This is a genomic window from Synechococcus sp. R6-7, from assembly GCF_047461695.1.
GTDB lineage: Bacteria > Cyanobacteriota > Cyanobacteriia > Thermostichales > Thermostichaceae > Thermostichus.
Map to the genome: position 1 here is coordinate 1 of NZ_JANSHS010000096.1, position 15314 is coordinate 15314.

14 protein-coding genes are annotated in these 15314 nt (G+C 58.4%); 6 read left to right on the forward strand and 8 right to left on the reverse strand.

Annotated features, from left to right (window positions below; translation table 11 throughout):
* Positions 1 to 126: 126 nt before the first annotated feature.
* From NW815_RS03435 to NW815_RS03445, 3 genes are all read right to left on the reverse strand, one after another.
* Positions 127 to 2310: a CHASE2 domain-containing protein gene (locus NW815_RS03435; RefSeq protein WP_414415708.1), complete on the reverse strand. Its 2184-nt coding sequence runs from the start codon at positions 2308 to 2310 to the stop codon at positions 127 to 129.
* 106 nt (positions 2311 to 2416) lie between these two features.
* Positions 2417 to 4555, reverse strand: coding sequence for a polyribonucleotide nucleotidyltransferase (locus tag NW815_RS03440; protein WP_011433060.1), 2139 nt, complete (start codon positions 4553 to 4555; stop codon positions 2417 to 2419).
* Positions 4556 to 4614: 59 nt separating this feature from the next.
* Entirely contained in the window at positions 4615 to 4896 is a 282-nt protein-coding gene (locus tag NW815_RS03445; protein ID WP_414357275.1) for a MoaD/ThiS family protein, read from the reverse strand.
* Between the two features lie 258 nt (positions 4897 to 5154).
* Here NW815_RS03445 and NW815_RS03450 point away from each other — a divergent pair, with 258 nt between their 5' ends.
* On the forward strand, positions 5155 to 6075 hold the full coding sequence (locus NW815_RS03450; RefSeq protein WP_414415709.1) for an arylamine N-acetyltransferase family protein: 921 nt from the start codon (positions 5155 to 5157) through the stop codon (positions 6073 to 6075).
* A gap of 59 nt (positions 6076 to 6134) precedes the next feature.
* Positions 6135 to 7775: a 2-isopropylmalate synthase gene (locus NW815_RS03455; protein ID WP_414388043.1), complete on the forward strand. Its 1641-nt coding sequence runs from the start codon at positions 6135 to 6137 to the stop codon at positions 7773 to 7775.
* Between the two features lie 130 nt (positions 7776 to 7905).
* On the opposite strand, the gene NW815_RS03460 is transcribed toward NW815_RS03455, so the two are convergent.
* The 4 genes from NW815_RS03460 to NW815_RS03475 all read right to left on the reverse strand — a co-directional run bounded on the left by NW815_RS03460 (position 7906) and on the right by NW815_RS03475 (position 10472).
* The gene (locus NW815_RS03460) at positions 7906 to 8934 is read right to left on the reverse strand and encodes an ATP-binding cassette domain-containing protein (protein ID WP_011433056.1); all 1029 of its coding nucleotides are present in this window, start codon (positions 8932 to 8934) and stop codon (positions 7906 to 7908) included.
* Between the two features lie 133 nt (positions 8935 to 9067).
* Positions 9068 to 9271 carry a phycobilisome linker polypeptide gene (locus NW815_RS03465; protein WP_011433055.1) on the reverse strand — a complete coding sequence of 68 codons (204 nt, stop codon included), beginning with the start codon at positions 9269 to 9271 and terminating at the stop codon, positions 9068 to 9070.
* A gap of 166 nt (positions 9272 to 9437) precedes the next feature.
* Complete coding sequence (gene apcB, locus NW815_RS03470; RefSeq protein ID WP_011433054.1) at positions 9438 to 9923, reverse strand: allophycocyanin subunit beta; 486 nt, start codon at positions 9921 to 9923, stop codon at positions 9438 to 9440.
* Between the two features lie 63 nt (positions 9924 to 9986).
* Entirely contained in the window at positions 9987 to 10472 is a 486-nt protein-coding gene (locus NW815_RS03475; RefSeq protein ID WP_414331342.1) for an allophycocyanin, read from the reverse strand.
* A 342-nt stretch (positions 10473 to 10814) separates the two neighbouring features.
* Here NW815_RS03475 and hslO point away from each other — a divergent pair, with 342 nt between their 5' ends.
* Entirely contained in the window at positions 10815 to 11705 is an 891-nt protein-coding gene (gene hslO / locus NW815_RS03480; RefSeq protein ID WP_414388045.1) for an Hsp33 family molecular chaperone HslO, read from the forward strand.
* A 47-nt stretch (positions 11706 to 11752) separates the two neighbouring features.
* On the forward strand, positions 11753 to 12757 hold the full coding sequence (locus NW815_RS03485) for a glycosyltransferase family 2 protein (protein WP_414349686.1): 1005 nt from the start codon (positions 11753 to 11755) through the stop codon (positions 12755 to 12757).
* Here NW815_RS03485 and NW815_RS03490 read toward each other — a convergent pair.
* On the reverse strand, positions 12749 to 13876 hold the full coding sequence (locus tag NW815_RS03490; RefSeq protein WP_414343203.1) for a YcjF family protein: 1128 nt from the start codon (positions 13874 to 13876) through the stop codon (positions 12749 to 12751). The genes NW815_RS03485 and NW815_RS03490 overlap by 9 nt on opposite strands.
* Before the next feature lie 422 nt (positions 13877 to 14298).
* Between NW815_RS03490 and NW815_RS03495 the strand changes: the two genes are divergently transcribed.
* Together NW815_RS03495 and NW815_RS03500 are read left to right on the forward strand one after the other, a co-directional pair.
* Positions 14299 to 14850, forward strand: a complete 552-nt coding sequence (locus NW815_RS03495) for a Dps family protein (RefSeq protein WP_414343201.1) — start codon at positions 14299 to 14301, stop codon at positions 14848 to 14850.
* Between the two features lie 123 nt (positions 14851 to 14973).
* Entirely contained in the window at positions 14974 to 15252 is a 279-nt protein-coding gene (locus tag NW815_RS03500; protein ID WP_414343199.1) for an Asr1405/Asl0597 family protein, read from the forward strand.
* The last annotated feature ends 62 nt before the right edge of the window (positions 15253 to 15314 follow it).

The window sequence follows — 15314 nt, forward strand, 5'->3', positions numbered from 1 at the left end:
CGCCTGTGGAGACTCCTCTGGCGGGGTGGTAGGTCTAAAACCTACCGCTAGTCAAGGGTTGCTGAAGCAGGAAGAAAGCAACAGCGCTGAGCAAAAATCTGTTCTGTTCAGTGCTGTGTAGGTCTTTCAGAGCGGCATCTCCCAGTGCAGCTCGACATGGGTATGGCCTTCTGGGGTGCGGGTGCGATGCCAGGATCCCTTGGGTAGATAGCGGGCGATGGTGTTCATGGCCTTGCTGCCGTAGCCGCCGCTGAGGCCGGGAGCGTACTCGATGCCGTCATTGACCACGGAAAGGCAGCAGTGGCGTTCCGTTTGGGCCAGCGACACCTTGACAAAGGAAGCATTGCCTTTGGGGGGTTGTACATGGGCGATGACATTGCCGATGGCCTCCCGCAAAAAGCGCAAGATGTCTTCTCGCTGATCAAACCACTCACCGGTGTTGGGCTCCTGCAGCGGTTGCAGTTGCCGCTCTACAGATAGCGTTAGGCTGCCCGATTGGATCAGTTCATCCAGATAGATCTCGATGCCGCGATGCAACCCCTCTCGCAAGCTGGGGGAGATGCGCAGCTTGGCGGCTAGGGTGCGCACATCGTTGAGCTGATTCCGGATCCCGCGTCCGATCCTCTCCAGTTGTTCGAGCAGGTGATCGTAGACGGCGGGGTCGGGCGACCTGCCTTGCTGCTGCTGCCATTGCAAGCTCTCCAAGTTGTCCATCACCACCTTCAGCTCCTGCAGCTCGCGATCGTGAATGTCGGTGGCTACTCGGTAGAGCAGCTTGCGAGCCTGGTCAATGGCGGCCTCCTGTTCGGCTCGGCGCAGGCGCTCCAGTTCCTGTTGCTGGGCCAAGAGCCGTTCTTGATTCTCCACAATGACCAAAGTGAGCAGCAGGCTCACCCCCGTTAGCCCACTGGCCAGGGCCGGCAAGACGAGAGGCCAAACCCAACGCCCCAGTAGAAACTGGGCCACAGCCCACCCTTCGTAAACGGCAAGCCCCACCACAGGCCGCAGGAGAAACTGCTGTTGCTTCCAGCCCCAAGGGCTCAAAAGTGCTCCGCACCGCTGACGCGAACGTAGGGGGGGACGATAAAGCACCAAAAGCAGTCCCGTTCCCACTCCCAGCAGCAAGACCACCGCAACCGCCACCCCCCCCGGCACGGATTGGTAGACCTCCCCGGTGAGCAGGCTGGAGAGGACTTGCGCCTGCAGCTCCACCGCCGCAATCTGGGATCCATCCGCAGTCCGCACCGGGAAGGTCTCTGGATAGCCGCCCACAAAGCCCACCAGGACAATTTTGTCCCGCAGTTGGTCGGCAACTTCGGGGTCAAGGGGAGGGATCCCTTCTTGGCCGCGGCAGGCTTGGCTGGGGTTGATCATCGGGGCAACAGACCCGGATCCTGCCTGGAGAACAGCTGGAGGGCAAACCCGTTCGATGGGGATGATGGGGATCCCGTGCTGGGAGCCGAGAGGGTTGAATTGAATCGGCTGCAAACCCCGTTCTCGAAACCAGCGGCTGGCCCGCTCCGGGTCGTATTTGGCAAAAGCCAGAGCCTCGACCGAGGCGAACATCTGCTCCTCTTGGCTGTCGCGGCGCAGGTAGAGCCCCCGCAACTGGGCCTGGCGCAGGATCCCGGCACTGTCTACCCGATGTTGCACCACCCCCTGCACATGTTCTGGCGGCACCAAGTACTCCAGCCGCAGGGAAGAAAAGGGCAGAAAATGGTTGTAGATGTTAATCTCGGAGCGGCCAAAGCTCTCGCTGCTGCGGGTGGCCAAGACCAAGCGATCTGGGTAGCGCTGTACCACCTGACGCAGAGGGGCATCTAAGTTCTCGTTGCCCAGGTTTTGAGGTACCACAAAGCTGCTGGGCAGGTTTAGCACCACCACCCTGGCCTTGGCTTCTTCCAATAGACGCAACGTCAGGCCGGCGTAGTTGGCCCGTTCCAGAAGAAAGTCAACCTTTTGGCCAAGGTGCTCTGCACCACTGGTGCGGCCATTGCTTTCCCCCTGTCCGCTGTTCCCGTTAGCGGGAACGTGCTCCGCACCGCTGTCGCGATCGAGTCCTATACGACCATCAATGCCGACGATCACCACCTCGGGAGAAGGCTGCTGAGGGCCACGCCAAGCGTACAGCCACTCCTGGGCGTCGCTCTCCATCCGCACCAACAAAGGGTGCTGAGCGGAAAGGTTGAGCAGAGCAGCCCAACCCAAGCCCCAAGCCAAGGCCCAGCCCAGCCGTCGCCGGGAGGGGGATGGTCGAGCCGGAGAAGTAGGGCTTTGGCCAGCGAGCAAGTGGGGGATAGAATCCGGCATACTGCAAAGTGCTCCGCAACCCCGACGCGAACGGCACTGCAGACGCGGAGCTAGTTGCCATTCTGGCAGCTGCCGAGGCCCCCGTTGCTGGGGGAGAACCGCAGCCTCAGTGGTGATGGTTGCGCACCCGCGCTGCTTCCTCAGGGCTAATGCCGAGGCGAGTGAGGTTGATGCGGCCTTTGTGATCGATGCTGCGCACCTTGACCACCACCTCATCCTCCACAGCCACCTCATCTTCCACCCTGCCGACGCGGTACTCCGCCAGTTGCGAAATGTGGATCATGCCTTCTTTGCCGGGCAAAAACTCCACAAAAGCGCCGATGGGGATGATGCGGGTCACCTTGCCCAAATACACCTGCCCCTCTTCCACCCGCCGCACCAGATTTTCGATCATCGCCCGCGCCGCCTCCGCCTGGCCGCCCACCGAGGAAGACACGGTGATTGTGCCGTCGTCGCTGATGTCCACCTTGGCCCCTGTCGCTTCGGTGATGCCGCGCACGGTCTTGCCACCGGGGCCGATGATCTTGCCGATGTCCTCCGGATCCACCTTGAACGTGAGCAGACGGGGAGCCGTTTTGGCCAACTGGGGTCGAGGCGCAGCAATCGTCTCCAGCATCTTGTCGAGGATGAACTCGCGTCCGGCCTTGGCTTGCCGGATGGCCTGTTCCACCACGTCAACGGTGATGCCGGTGATTTTCATGTCCATTTGCAGAGCGGTGATCCCCGCCCGCGTACCGGCCACCTTGAAGTCCATGTCGCCCAGAAAGTCCTCGATCCCCTGGATGTCGGTGAGGATGCGCACCTCGTCCCCCTCCTTGATAAGACCCATGGCCACCCCGCTGACCGGCGCTTTGATCGGCACCCCAGCATCCATTAGGGAAAGAGTGGAGCCACAGACGGATCCCATCGAGGTGGAGCCGTTGGAGGAGAGCACTTCCGAGACCACCCTCACCACATAGGGAAACTCCTCTTCCTTGGGCAGCACCGGCACCAAGGCCCGCTCCGCCAGCGCCCCATGACCAATCTCCCGCCGCCCCGGGGAGCGTGAAGGCCGCGTTTCTCCCACCGAAAAGCCCGGAAAATTGTAGTGGTGCATGTAGCGCTTCTCATCCACCGGGTGCAAGTCGTCCAGCTCCTGGGCATCGCCGGGGGTGCCGAGGGTGGTAATGGAAAGGACTTGGGTGAGGCCGCGATTGAACAGGGCACTGCCGTGCACCCTTGGGATCAAACCCACCCGGCAAGAGACCGGTCGCACCTCGTCCAGCTTGCGCCCATCCACCCGCACCCCCTCTTGCAGGATTTGCTGGCGCATCAGCTTCTTGAGCAGAGCCTTGAACTGGTTGTCCAACTCCTTGGGATTTTCCAGAAGATAGAGCCGCAAGGGATCCCCCTCTGGCCGTTCCTGGATTTGGGCCTCCAGCTTGGCCTTGAGCTCCTCCAGTTGTTGTTCCCGGCTGGTCTTGTCCAAAAACTGCCTGAGAATGGAGCGAATGCCCTCCTGAGCCTGCTCTTCTACAAAGGCAATCAGCTCCTCGTTTTTGGGGGGAGGGGGCAGCTCTACCGGGGTGATGTTGAGATCCGCCAGGACTTGCTGTTGGGCTTTGAGCAGCTCCTGGATGGCCTCAAAACCAAACTCGATGGCCTCCACCACATCCTTTTCCGGCAGTTGGTTGGCCCCGGCTTCCACCATGATCACGCCATCGGCACAGCCGGCCACCACCAGATCCAGATCGCCCGCCTCAATTTCGGCATAGGTGGGGTTGAGGATAAATTCATCCTTGACCAAGCCCACCCGCACCGCCGCCACGGGGCCATTGAAGGGGATGCGAGCGCCGTGAATGGCTAACGAGGCTCCCAAAATACACAACACATCGGGCGGCACCGTATCATCTACAGAGAGGGTGGTGGCCACCACCTGCACATCGTCCCGCAGCCATTCCGGGAACAACGGACGAATGGGTCGGTCTATTAAGCGAGAGATCAAAGTGGCCCGTTCCGGTGGCCGACCTTCCCGCCGCAGATATCCCCCCGGGATCCGCCCCGCTGCGTAGAGGCGCTCTTCGTAATCCACCAACAGGGGCATAAAATCAACGCCAGGCCGGCCTGGCTGCCGTGTAGCAGTAACCAGAATCGAGGTTTCGCCCGAAGTCAGCCAAACCCCGCACCCCGCCTGGGGGGCCATCAGCCCAATATTGATGTCAATTTCCCGCCCATAAAAGGAAATCGACCGAGTGTATTCTGCCATGTAACGCTTCGCCTTCTTTTTTTCTTGCCGCTATCGTAGCATTCTCCTTCTGTGCCTTTTCAGCCCCCGCTGACCGGAGGGATCAGAACGACTTCGTCTCCCGCCGATAGGGGAGTGTCGGCAGCTACAAAATTGAGGTTGAGACCGAAGCGCGTTTGGGAGCGCCAAGGAGCCAAGCTGGGGTAGCGCTGGATCAGTTGATCGCACAGCTGCCCGACGGTGGTACCAGGGCTCACCTGCAGGCGCATCTCGGTTTGTCCGATTACTTCTTGATAGACGGCAAAGAGCTTCAGCGTGATGGGAAAAAGCTCATCGGAGGGCAAATTTTGGGCAGCAGCCATCGGTAGCGCTCCCACCTGCTTTGGACGGTCTTGTAAACCATCTTGGGCAAGCTTGGGCCTGGCCGTCCACCAGAATCCTCTGCCCATCTCCTACTCATCAGGGATCCCTACAGCCACAGAAAAATCGGCTCCGGGGAAAAGATGCCGTCTTTCAGATTCCAGTGAACTGTTCTTTTAGCTCTGGCCGGGGATTCGTGGCAAGGCTAGGGTAGGTCAAAAGCTTGCTTTGCAGTTTGCAGCCAACCGGCTTCTGTGCTGATGCTAGAGCCACTGACCCCCTCCCAAATCAGGGCCTACTTGGATCGGATCGGCTACGTTGGCCCCACCCAGCCCACCCTGCAAACCCTCCGCCAGATCCACCTAGCCCACCTGCTGAGGGTGCCGTTTGAAAATCTGGACATTCATCGGGGTCGCGCCATTTGCCTGGAGCGGGATTTCTTGTTCCAAAAAATCGTCCGAGAGCGGCGGGGCGGCTTTTGCTTTGAGCTGAACAGCCTGCTGGCCGCTGCCTTGCAGGGAATGGGGTTTTCGGTACACCTACTCTCAGGACAGGTGAGCCGCGCCGTTCGCGCTACTCCGACGGAGTCCGATGTCCGCTTTGGACCTGAGTGCGACCACTTGGCTGTGCAGGTGAACATCGGCGATGAAGCCTGGCTGGCAGATGTGGGGTATGGGGAGGCCTTTCGCGAGCCGTTGCGGCTGGGGGATCCCGGGATTCAAGCCCAGGCTGAAGGACGCTACCGCCTCACCCCTTGGCCAGGGGATCCCACCGCTCGTCGGTATTGGCTCGTTCAGCAGGAACAGCCGGATCGCACCTGGAAAACTCTATTTCTTCTGGATCGGATCCCACGCTCCCTGCAGGAGTTCGAGCCCATGTGCCACTTTCACCAAACTTCGCCAGAATCGATGTTTACCCGGCTGCGCCTTTGCACCCTGGCCACTCCGACCGGACGGGTCACCCTCGCCGCCCGCGCCAATGGCTCTTTTAAGTGGATCGAGACCACCCCAGAAGGCCGCTGGGAACGCCCTCTCAGGGATGAGAAAGAGTATGAACAACTGCTCGCCTGCGCCTTCGGGATCCACCTTTCTCCATCTCCTTCTGCCGCCGAGGAACGCAGGGAAAACAAGCCAAATGGCAATTTAACAGAGCCCACCCCAATCTCCCCCGAGCCAGGTTAGAACCCCTGCCAGTTAATGTCAAAATAGTAAGGCAATGTTTCGTTATCTCAGTAACCGTTATGGATGCTGCCGCGGTCGCTGCGTTTGATGGCCAAGCTTTGGATCATGTACTCATTTTCGACACCACCCTGCGAGACGGGGAGCAGTGCCCCGGCGCCACCCTCAACACCGAAGAGAAGCTGGCCATTGCCCGGCAGTTGGCCCGGCTGGGCGTCGATATCATCGAAGCGGGATTTGCCTATGCCAGCCCTGGTGACTTTGAGGCCGTGCAGAAGGTGGCCGAGCAGGTGGGAACCCCCGATGGCCCTGTGATTTGCAGCCTGGCCCGCGCCCTCAAGCCGGACATTGAGGCAGCCGCTGCAGCCCTAAAGCCCGCTGCCAAGCCCCGCATCCACACCTTCATCTCCACCTCCGACATTCACCTGAAGTATCAGTTGCGCAAAACCCGCGCTGAGGTGCTGCAAATTGCCGAAGAGATGGTGGCCTACGCCAAGTCCTTCGTGGAGGATGTGGAGTTTTCCATGATGGATGCCACCCGCTCTGACCCAGAGTTCCTATACCAGGTCATCGAGGCGGCCATTCGGGCGGGGGCTACAACCATCAACATCCCCGATACCGTCGGCTACGTCATGCCGGAGGAGTTCGGCCAACTGATCAAGGGCATCCGCGAGAACGTGCCCAACATCAAGCAAGCGATCCTTTCTGTGCACGGCCACGACGATCTGGGCGTCTCGGTGGCCAACTTCTTGGAAGCGATTAAGCAGGGCGCCCGTCAGGTGGAAGTGACGGTCAACGGCATTGGTGAGCGGGCCGGCAACACAGCCCTGGAAGAGTTGGTGATGGCCCTGCATGTGCGGCGCAGCTACTTCAACCCCTACTTCGGCCTGCCGGTGGACTCCGAGAAGCCCCTCACCCACATCAAAACTCAGGAGATCTATCGCACCTCGCGCCTCGTCTCCAACCTCACCGGCATGTTGGTGCAGCCCAACAAGGCTATCGTCGGCTCCAACGCCTTTGCCCACGAATCCGGCATCCACCAGGACGGCATGTTGAAGAACCGCCAGACCTATGAGATCATGGATGCCCAGACCATCGGCCTGCAATCGAGCACCTTGGTGTTGGGCAAGCACTCGGGCCGCAACGCCTTTCGCACCCGCCTCAAAGAACTGGGGTTCGAGCTGTCGGAGCAGGATCTGAACAAGGCCTTCTTGCGCTTCAAAGAGCTGGCTGACAAGAAAAAAGAAATCTCCGACCTGGATCTGGAAGCGATTGTTAACGACGAAACTCGCCCGGTGCCCGAACTCTACCGCCTGGAGCATGTGCAAGTGGTGTGTGGCAATCGAGAGGCTCCCACTGCCACGGTGCGCCTGGTAACCCCGGAAGGGGAAGAGCGGGTGGACGCTGCCGTGGGCACAGGCCCGGTGGATGCGGTGTACAAGGCCATCAACCGCATTGTCAATATCCCCAACAAGTTAATCGAGTTTTCTGTCCAATCGGTTACTGCCGGCATCGACGCCATTGGGGAAGTCACCATCCGCCTGCGCCACGAAGACCGCATCTTTTCCGGCCATGCCGCCAACACCGACATCATCGTCGCTTCGGCCCAAGCCTACATGAATGCCCTCAACAAGCTCTACTCTGCGCTGCACGCGGCACGCTCGACGGCTGACCAGCGCGAGGCTGCTGCCCAGAAGATCTGAGGGAAGGGTTAGGGAATCCCAGTCGTTTCCAACAAAGCTGGGATCCTTCGCTGCTGACCCTCACCCCCAGCCCCTCTCCTCTTGGGGAAGAAGGGAGCCCACGCTCAACCTAACCCTGTTGCAAATGACCCTATGGGCTGGCCGAAGGGATCCCATCCGCAAACACCCGCCCGATCACTTCCTCGATGGGCGGGTCGGTTACCGTTAGATCCAGCACATCCAGCTCTGCCAAGAGCTTGGCCACCGTTTGGGTGAGCTGCTCCCGCTGCACCCACAGCCGCGCCTCACAGCTGCCCGGATCCCCGTCCGTGCGCACCTCTCCATAGAGCTGCAGTTGAGCCACAGGGCAAGGGCGAGCCAATTTCAACCTCACCTCTCGGTAGGGGGCAAAGCGCTCCAGCAATGCCTCGAGGTCGCCATCGTACATGAGCTGCCCCGCGTTGATGACCAGCACCCGTTGGCACAGCGCAGTAATATCGGCCATGTAATGGCTGGTCAACAGCACCGTTGCTCCATAGCGGCGGTTGTAATCCCGCAGAAATTGCCGCACGCCGGCCTGGGCGTTGACATCCAACCCCAAGGTGGGCTCGTCCAAAAACAAGATCTGCGGGCGGTGCAACAGAGCCGCCAACAGCTCCGCCTTCATCCGCTCCCCCAGCGAGAGCTTGCGCACTGGTTGCTTCAGCTTGCTTTCTAGGTCGAGCAGCTCCGCCAGCTCCCCCACCCGCTCCCGAAACTCCTTCTCAGGGATCTCGTAAACGGCAGCGTTGATGCGCAAAGAGTCCATTGCCGGCAGATCCCAAATGAGCTGCTGCTTCTGCCCCATCACCAGGGTGATCTGCCGCAAAAACGCCGGCTCCCGGCGGTAAGGCACATGACCCACCACTTGCACCGTGCCGCCGGATGGATAGATCAAACCAGTCAACATCTTGAGGGTAGTGGTCTTGCCCGCCCCGTTGGGCCCCAAAAATCCCACCATCTCCCCCGGCTGAACTTGAAAGCTCACGGACTGCACTGCCGGGATGTGGCGATAGGTGCGGCGAAAAAAGTGGCGCAGGGTGCCAACCACTCCGGGATCCTTGACGGCCACCGGGTAAACCTTGCTCAGGTTGTGGGCAGCGATGATTGGCTCCAACCGGGTCGGCACATCAGGCAACATCTACCCCCACCCCTACAAAACGGCCAGATCCGCTACCCCAACCCCAAGAACAGAGCTTCCAGAGGTGGGCATACCGGATCTGCAGAGGGCTATTTCTCAGTATCCGAGGGAAAGCAACGAACGAATAGGGGAACTACAGCAGTCCTACGTCCATCCCAGGCTTACCCGTGGCCAGCTCCACCTTCAGGATGCGGCCACCCGATTTCTGGATGCGCTGCTGTTCCCGAAACCAGTTCTCATAGGGCACCAGCTTGGTGAAGTAGGTATTTTGCAGCTCCCGCTGGGTGCGAATTCGGGTTTGGCTGGGCACACAGGCCGTGATCTTGAACATGCGCATGATATGGGATCCCCGCTCAACAACAAAATGGGCTATCTTGACCAGCAAAACAGGCGACTCACCCCAGAAAGCTCGCGTACTTCAGCTAGCACACCAGATCCCTGTGGCAAATCGCCCGCCGTGCTCGTTGAAGAATGCACCTCCCCTGAGGCAATGACGCCGGGAGTTAGCTCAGGCCAGAGCAGATGTAATCGAAGTACACCCCCATTTCCTTGCCGGCCTCAGCACCCACCAGAGCGGCAGTTACCTCTTTCATGGCTTGGATGGCCTGGATGGTTGCCCCAATGGGCACTCCCAGGGAATTGTAGGTCTCCTTGAGCCCGTTCAGCACCCGCTCGTCCAGAATGGAGGGATCCCCGGCCAGCATGGCGTAGGTGGCATAGCGCAGGTAGTAGTCCATGTCGCGGATGCAGGCAGCATAGCGACGGGTGGTGTACATGTTGCCGCCAGGACGGGTGAGATCAGAGTACAGCAACGCCTTGGCAGCAGCATCCTTGACGATGGTGGAGGCATTGGCCGCGATGGTGGCAGCCGCCCGCACCCGCAGCTCGCCTGTGGCGAAGAAGGCTTTCAACTTCTCCATGGCCGAGCTGTCCAGATACTTGCCTTGAACATCGTAGCTGTTGATTACAGCAGTAATTGCGTCTTGCATGATGAGCTTCCTAAATCCAAATCGACGAACAGCAAAGGGTTGTGCGGCAAAAACAATGAGGGATTAGCTCATTGCCCCCACCACAAAGTCGAAGTAGTAGCCGGCTTCAGCCGCATCGTCAGGAGAGAGCAGACCCATGGCCACCTGCTTCATTTGACGAATGCTCTCGGCCACCGCCGGAATGGGTGTGCCCAAAGAGTTGTACATCTCGCGAACACCCACCAGGCCGATCTCTTCGATTGGGGTGACATCGCCGGCAATGACACCATAGGTGATCAGGCGCAGGTAGTAGTCCATATCCCGCAGGCAAGTCGCCGTCATCTCTTCCCCGTAGGCATTGCCCCCCGGAGAGACAATGTCAGGGCGCTTCTGGAAGAGCTGGTCGGCAGCTTGTTTGACGATGCGCTCACGAGACTCGGTTAAGACTTGAGCAATGCGCAACCGCTTCTCACCCGAGGCAACAAAGGACTTGATCCGATCCAGTTCCCCCGGGCTGAGGTAGCGGGCCTCCGCGTCCGCGTTCACAATCGATTTCGTAACAACACTCATGGATATCCATCCTCAAGTCGATTTTTTAAAGAGTATGACGAGCATACCCGCAAGTTATTTTCCGATATGCTTGCCGTCTGCCATCTCAGATCTTCACACTTCTTAAAATCTCTCCCAGAAAAGGGACAGTCCCATTCCCGCCCCGACAGGGCAGTTCCCTCCCCAAAGTCCGGCAAGAGAGGGGCTACAATCTCACTTAGACTCACTTAGAATGAAGGCTGAGTCGCCAGGGGATCCCTGCAGGCTTGGTTTAAGACATGCGTTGAGGTTGCGATGACGGATGCCTCTGGGTCAGAACGATTGAAGCGAGCGAAAGGTATTTCTGAGGGTACGCCCTCATCTCTGCCGGATCACCTCATCCGGGCCACGGCGGCAGAAGGCAAAATCCGAGTGGTGGGCTTGGTGGCCACCCAGGCGGTACAAGAGGCAAGGGAGCGGCACAAGCTCTCCTATGTGGCGACAGTGGCCTTGGGGCGGGCCATGAGCGCAGCCCTGTTGCTGGCGGCCAACTTGAAGCGACGCCAGGCGCGGATTAACCTGCAACTGAAAGGGAATGGCCCCTTGGGCAACATCTGGGTGGATGCCGGCTTGGATGGCACGGTACGCGGGTATGTGAGCAACCCCGCCATTGAGCTTCCTCTCACTGCCGAGAGCAAGTTGGATGTGGGCCAAGCTGTTGGGCGCTATGGCTACCTCCATGTGCTGCGGGATCTGGGGTATGGCCAGCCTTACACCAGCGCGGTGGAGCTGGTTTCGGGAGAGGTGGGAGACGACATCACCTACTACCTCTCCTCCTCAGAGCAGATTCCCTCGGCAGTCCTTCTGGGAGTAAATCTCGACTCACAGCGGGTACGCGCCGCCGGCGGAGTGTTGTTGCAGCTGATGCCAGGGGCGCCGGCCAGTCTGATCCCAGAGATGGAAGCCCGTTTGGCCAAAGTGGAAGAATTTAGCCCGATGTTGGCTGGTGGCGGCGGCTTGCGGGAGCTGTTGCAACTTTGCCTGGGCGACTTGGATCTGAAAATTGCGCCGGAAATGCGCACCATCCGCTTCTACTGCAAGTGCAATTCCGACCGAGTGAAGGGGGCCCTGCGCATGCTGGGGCGGGACGAGTTGCTCGATATGATCCACACCGACAAGGGGGCAGAAGCGGTTTGCCAATTCTGCAACGAGGTCTACCGCATCTCGGAAGACGAGCTGCGCTCGATTGTGGCGGAGATGTCGGCCACCCCCTGATGGCACAATGATGGCCAACTACGGGATCCCGATTCTGACACCTCTCGATGTTGTCTGAGCCCCCGGTTGAGTTGGTTGAATTATCGGTTGTTGTCCCCTGCAAAAATGAGGCGGACAACCTGGAACACCTGTTCGAACGCCTGCAACTTACCTTGGAGCCGCTGGGGATCCCCTACGAGATTATCTGCGTCAACGATGGCAGCCAAGACAACACGCTGGAAAAGCTCATTGCCTTCCATCGTCGGGATCCCCGTATCAAAGTGGTGAACCTTTCCCGTTGCTATGGCAAGGAGATCGCCCTTACTGCCGGCCTCGATCACGCCTCTGGTCGAGCTGTTGTTCCCATCGATGCCGACTTGCAAGATCCGCCGGAGCTGATCCCGGAGATGCTGCAGCAGTGGCGGCAGGGCTATCAGGTGGTTTATGCGGTGCGCCGCAGCCGCCGCGGGGAGAGCTGGCTAAAACGCTTTACAGCCAACGGCTTCTATTGGTTGATTGATCAACTCAGCCAGGTGCGGATCCCGCGCAATACGGGGGATTTTCGACTGCTGGATCGGCAGGTGGTGGAGGCAGTTAAACAGCTGCGAGAGCGCACCCGCTTTATGAAAGGGATCTTTGCCTGGGTGGGCTACCGGCAAACGGCCATTTTTTACGATCGCGCCCCCCGCTTTCGCGGCAAAACCCAGTGGAACTACTGGCGGCTGTGGAACCTAGCCATAGAAGGCATCACCTCTTTTAGCTCTTGGCCGTTGCGGGTGTGGAGCTACATAGGGTTGGCGATCTCGGTTCCAGCCTTTTTGTATGGCCTTTTTCTCATCATCCGCACCTTGCTCTTTGGCTCCGATGTACCTGGCTATGCCTCTTTAGCGGTGATGATCTTGTTTTTGGGCGGGATCCAGCTGATCAGCTTGGGCGTGATTGGCGAATATTTAGGCCGCGTTTTTGAAGAAGTGAAAGGCCGCCCCCTCTACCTGGTCGATGGCACCTTTGGGTTTGAGACCCCACGACCTTCCCCTGCCCTAGATTCAGTACCTACGCAAAAGCTAGGATGAAAAGTCATCTTTCAGAGTTTTGGATCCCGAGGCAACATAACTTTGGTACTCGCGTATAAAGATATCTTTCATCTCTTCTGGAGATAGCTGGATCCCTTGGATTTTGGCGCGGGCGATGGCCTTCATCAGCTCGATATAGGCCAGGCCCAGAGAGAGAGTGAGGGTGGCTGCCGTAGTGGATTGGATAGCGCTGCCTACAATCCCCGGGCCGGGAATCATCTTCAGCAAGTTGGACACAATCGTTCGCCCGATTGCTGTTGTAATTGTAGTGCCTGCCAAAGCGGCTATCAAAGAGTAGTAAAAAGAAGGGGAAGCCTCGAAGCCAAAAATAAAGCTGATATTGGCAATCATGCCTGCTTGGGCTGTAACCAACAGAGGGGCATCTGCAAAGGGAAGGGGCACTGCCCCGATAAACGCTGCACTGGCCACATAGCCTGATACGTACTTAAAGGCAGCCTCGGCTTTGAGATCCACCCGCAGCAATTGCTGGCGGATAAAGGCAAGGCGAGCCACTTCCGGCAAAAGCTCTAGCGTGCAGCCAATTAGGTGCTCCAGCCCGTGGGCAGGAATGGTAATTTGCCGGTTAATCGCCTTGTTGCGGGCCAAAACGGGAACAATGTAGCGGACAGGCAAATTTTGATGCTGCAAATACCGGAAAAACTCGCTCTCTTCAGGATTGGGATATTCCAAGCATTGGGTTAAGACCAAGATGACGGGAACGTCTTTGAGTTCCAACTCCTTTAGCCATTTGCGTTCAACTTCCTCCAACCGCTTCAGTTCGTGGTGGAGGCAGTACCAAACAACATGGATGTGATGTTCAGGATCCTTAAAGCGCAGCTCCTCGATAAGCTGGGAAACCTCCAGGCGAACTTGCTGATTCTGTTCACCGTCTAGTTCCATGCCAGGTGTATCGTAGATGGTGATTGGGCAACCTGGCTTGGAATACTGACGAATGTGGCGGGTGACGGGGCTGCCAACACCGGTACGGGCCAGCTCATCTCTAAACACTGCATTGACCAAGGTGCTCTTGCCCACCCCGCTTTTGCCAATGACCAGGATGTTGCAGTGGCCCAACTCTGTCTGCGCCTCTAGGAGGTCCTTCTGTAGTATCTGAGACACCGAATTCCAGAAAGACTTAAAGGCTTCTGGCTTCTCGAGAGATTCAGAAGCTTCTGGGATGCCTCGGGCACGGTCAACAATTTGGCGGGTTAGGTCAGTCAGTTTCTCTAAGAAGGATGGGCTTTTCTGAGACATGCTTCTTGCTTCTTCCCCTAAGGCCGATAGCCCCACAAAGGTAGTTCAGGGCGGATCCTACTGCCAAGTTTCTTCCGATACCGGAGACTGACCTAGCCAAGAGCCAATCTGTCTGCGCCCTGATCCCACTCCAAAGGGATCTGCAACAACGGGCTTATTGAGAGTTATTCACAAGAGCCATTTTCTGCACTATGCTAGATTTGGAGATAAACACCCAAGGATCCCAGGCCCGCTATGGCGGGCAGTTTAGGATTCGCAGCTCCTCTTAACTTGTGCTGGAGAATTTTATGTCCGAAACTTCAACCCTGCGCCAGTCTTTCAACAGCGTGCGCGACAATCCTGTCTTGCTTGGCACTGAGATAACCCAGCCGGTTTGCGAGGGGATGAACGCCCTGCTGGCCAGCTTCCAGGGGCTGTACTTGCAGTACCAGAAGCATCACTTCGTGGTGGAGGGCACCGAGTTTTATCCGCTGCACCAGCTTTTCAAAGATCATTACGAGCAGGCGAGGGAGCATGTCCACGACCTGGGAGAACGCCTAGAAGGGCTGGGAGGTGTGCCGGTAGCCAGCTTTGCCACCTTGGCCCAGCTTTGCTGCTTTACCCCTGAGCCGGATGGAGCTTTTGGGGCGCGGCAAATGTTAATGAACGACCTGGCGGCAGAGCAGGCCATCATCGATCTGCTGCGGCGGCAGGCAGCCCAGGCGGAGAGCCTTGGGGATCGGGCCACCCGCTACCTCTACGAGCAAATCCTGTTGAAGACAGAGGATCGCGCTTTCCATCTCCATCACTTCCTGGCCAACGACAGCCTGGTGTTCGGCTTGATGAACGGCAGAGCCTAGCCAGAAGGTCCACAGGTGGGCTTGAGCCTGCCTAGCTTCCGGCCTCTGGCTTTTTTTTGAAAGGCTATTGAGAATTTGTTTCATCTCTTCACTATTCTTTACTCTGAGGTGCTGATCCCGGCCATGAACCCCGCCTTTCTGGACTCTGAGCGCGGTTATCTTTTGGATATTCCTCTGGGCGAGCGCTGGCGCATCGGTCGGCGGTTAGTGGAATTGGGGATCCCGGCGATTTGTACAGGAGATGGTCGTCTGCGGGTGGAGGTGAGTACTCCATTGGCTGTTCTACAGGTGCGCAGTGTGATCCGTCAGCACACAGCGCGGCGACAGGAGTTATTGGATGGCCTAGAGGTTTGTTGGCAGCTCAACACGGAGGCTGGGGGTCAAGATGAGCAAGTTCCCTAAGCAAGGAATCCCGTTTGAGTCGGAGGGCCAGTTTTTGGGATTTCTTCCCGATAAAGACGGCA

Excerpts from the sequence above, each read along its gene's own strand:
- NW815_RS03435 (WP_414415708.1), bottom strand. The coding sequence starts at position 2,310 with ATGCCGGATTCTATCCCCCACTTGCTCGCTGGCCAAAGCCCTACTTCT.
- NW815_RS03440 (WP_011433060.1), bottom strand. The coding sequence starts at position 4,555 with ATGGCAGAATACACTCGGTCGATTTCCTTTTATGGGCGGGAAATTGAC.
- NW815_RS03445 (WP_414357275.1), bottom strand. The coding sequence starts at position 4,896 with ATGGCTGCTGCCCAAAATTTGCCCTCCGATGAGCTTTTTCCCATCACG.
- NW815_RS03450 (WP_414415709.1), top strand. The coding sequence starts at position 5,155 with ATGCTAGAGCCACTGACCCCCTCCCAAATCAGGGCCTACTTGGATCGG.
- NW815_RS03455 (WP_414388043.1), top strand. The coding sequence starts at position 6,135 with ATGGATGCTGCCGCGGTCGCTGCGTTTGATGGCCAAGCTTTGGATCAT.
- NW815_RS03460 (WP_011433056.1), bottom strand. The coding sequence starts at position 8,934 with ATGTTGCCTGATGTGCCGACCCGGTTGGAGCCAATCATCGCTGCCCAC.
- NW815_RS03465 (WP_011433055.1), bottom strand. The coding sequence starts at position 9,271 with ATGCGCATGTTCAAGATCACGGCCTGTGTGCCCAGCCAAACCCGAATT.
- apcB (WP_011433054.1), bottom strand. The coding sequence starts at position 9,923 with ATGCAAGACGCAATTACTGCTGTAATCAACAGCTACGATGTTCAAGGC.
- NW815_RS03475 (WP_414331342.1), bottom strand. The coding sequence starts at position 10,472 with ATGAGTGTTGTTACGAAATCGATTGTGAACGCGGACGCGGAGGCCCGC.
- NW815_RS03485 (WP_414349686.1), top strand. The coding sequence starts at position 11,753 with ATGTTGTCTGAGCCCCCGGTTGAGTTGGTTGAATTATCGGTTGTTGTC.
- NW815_RS03495 (WP_414343201.1), top strand. The coding sequence starts at position 14,299 with ATGTCCGAAACTTCAACCCTGCGCCAGTCTTTCAACAGCGTGCGCGAC.
- NW815_RS03500 (WP_414343199.1), top strand. The coding sequence starts at position 14,974 with ATGAACCCCGCCTTTCTGGACTCTGAGCGCGGTTATCTTTTGGATATT.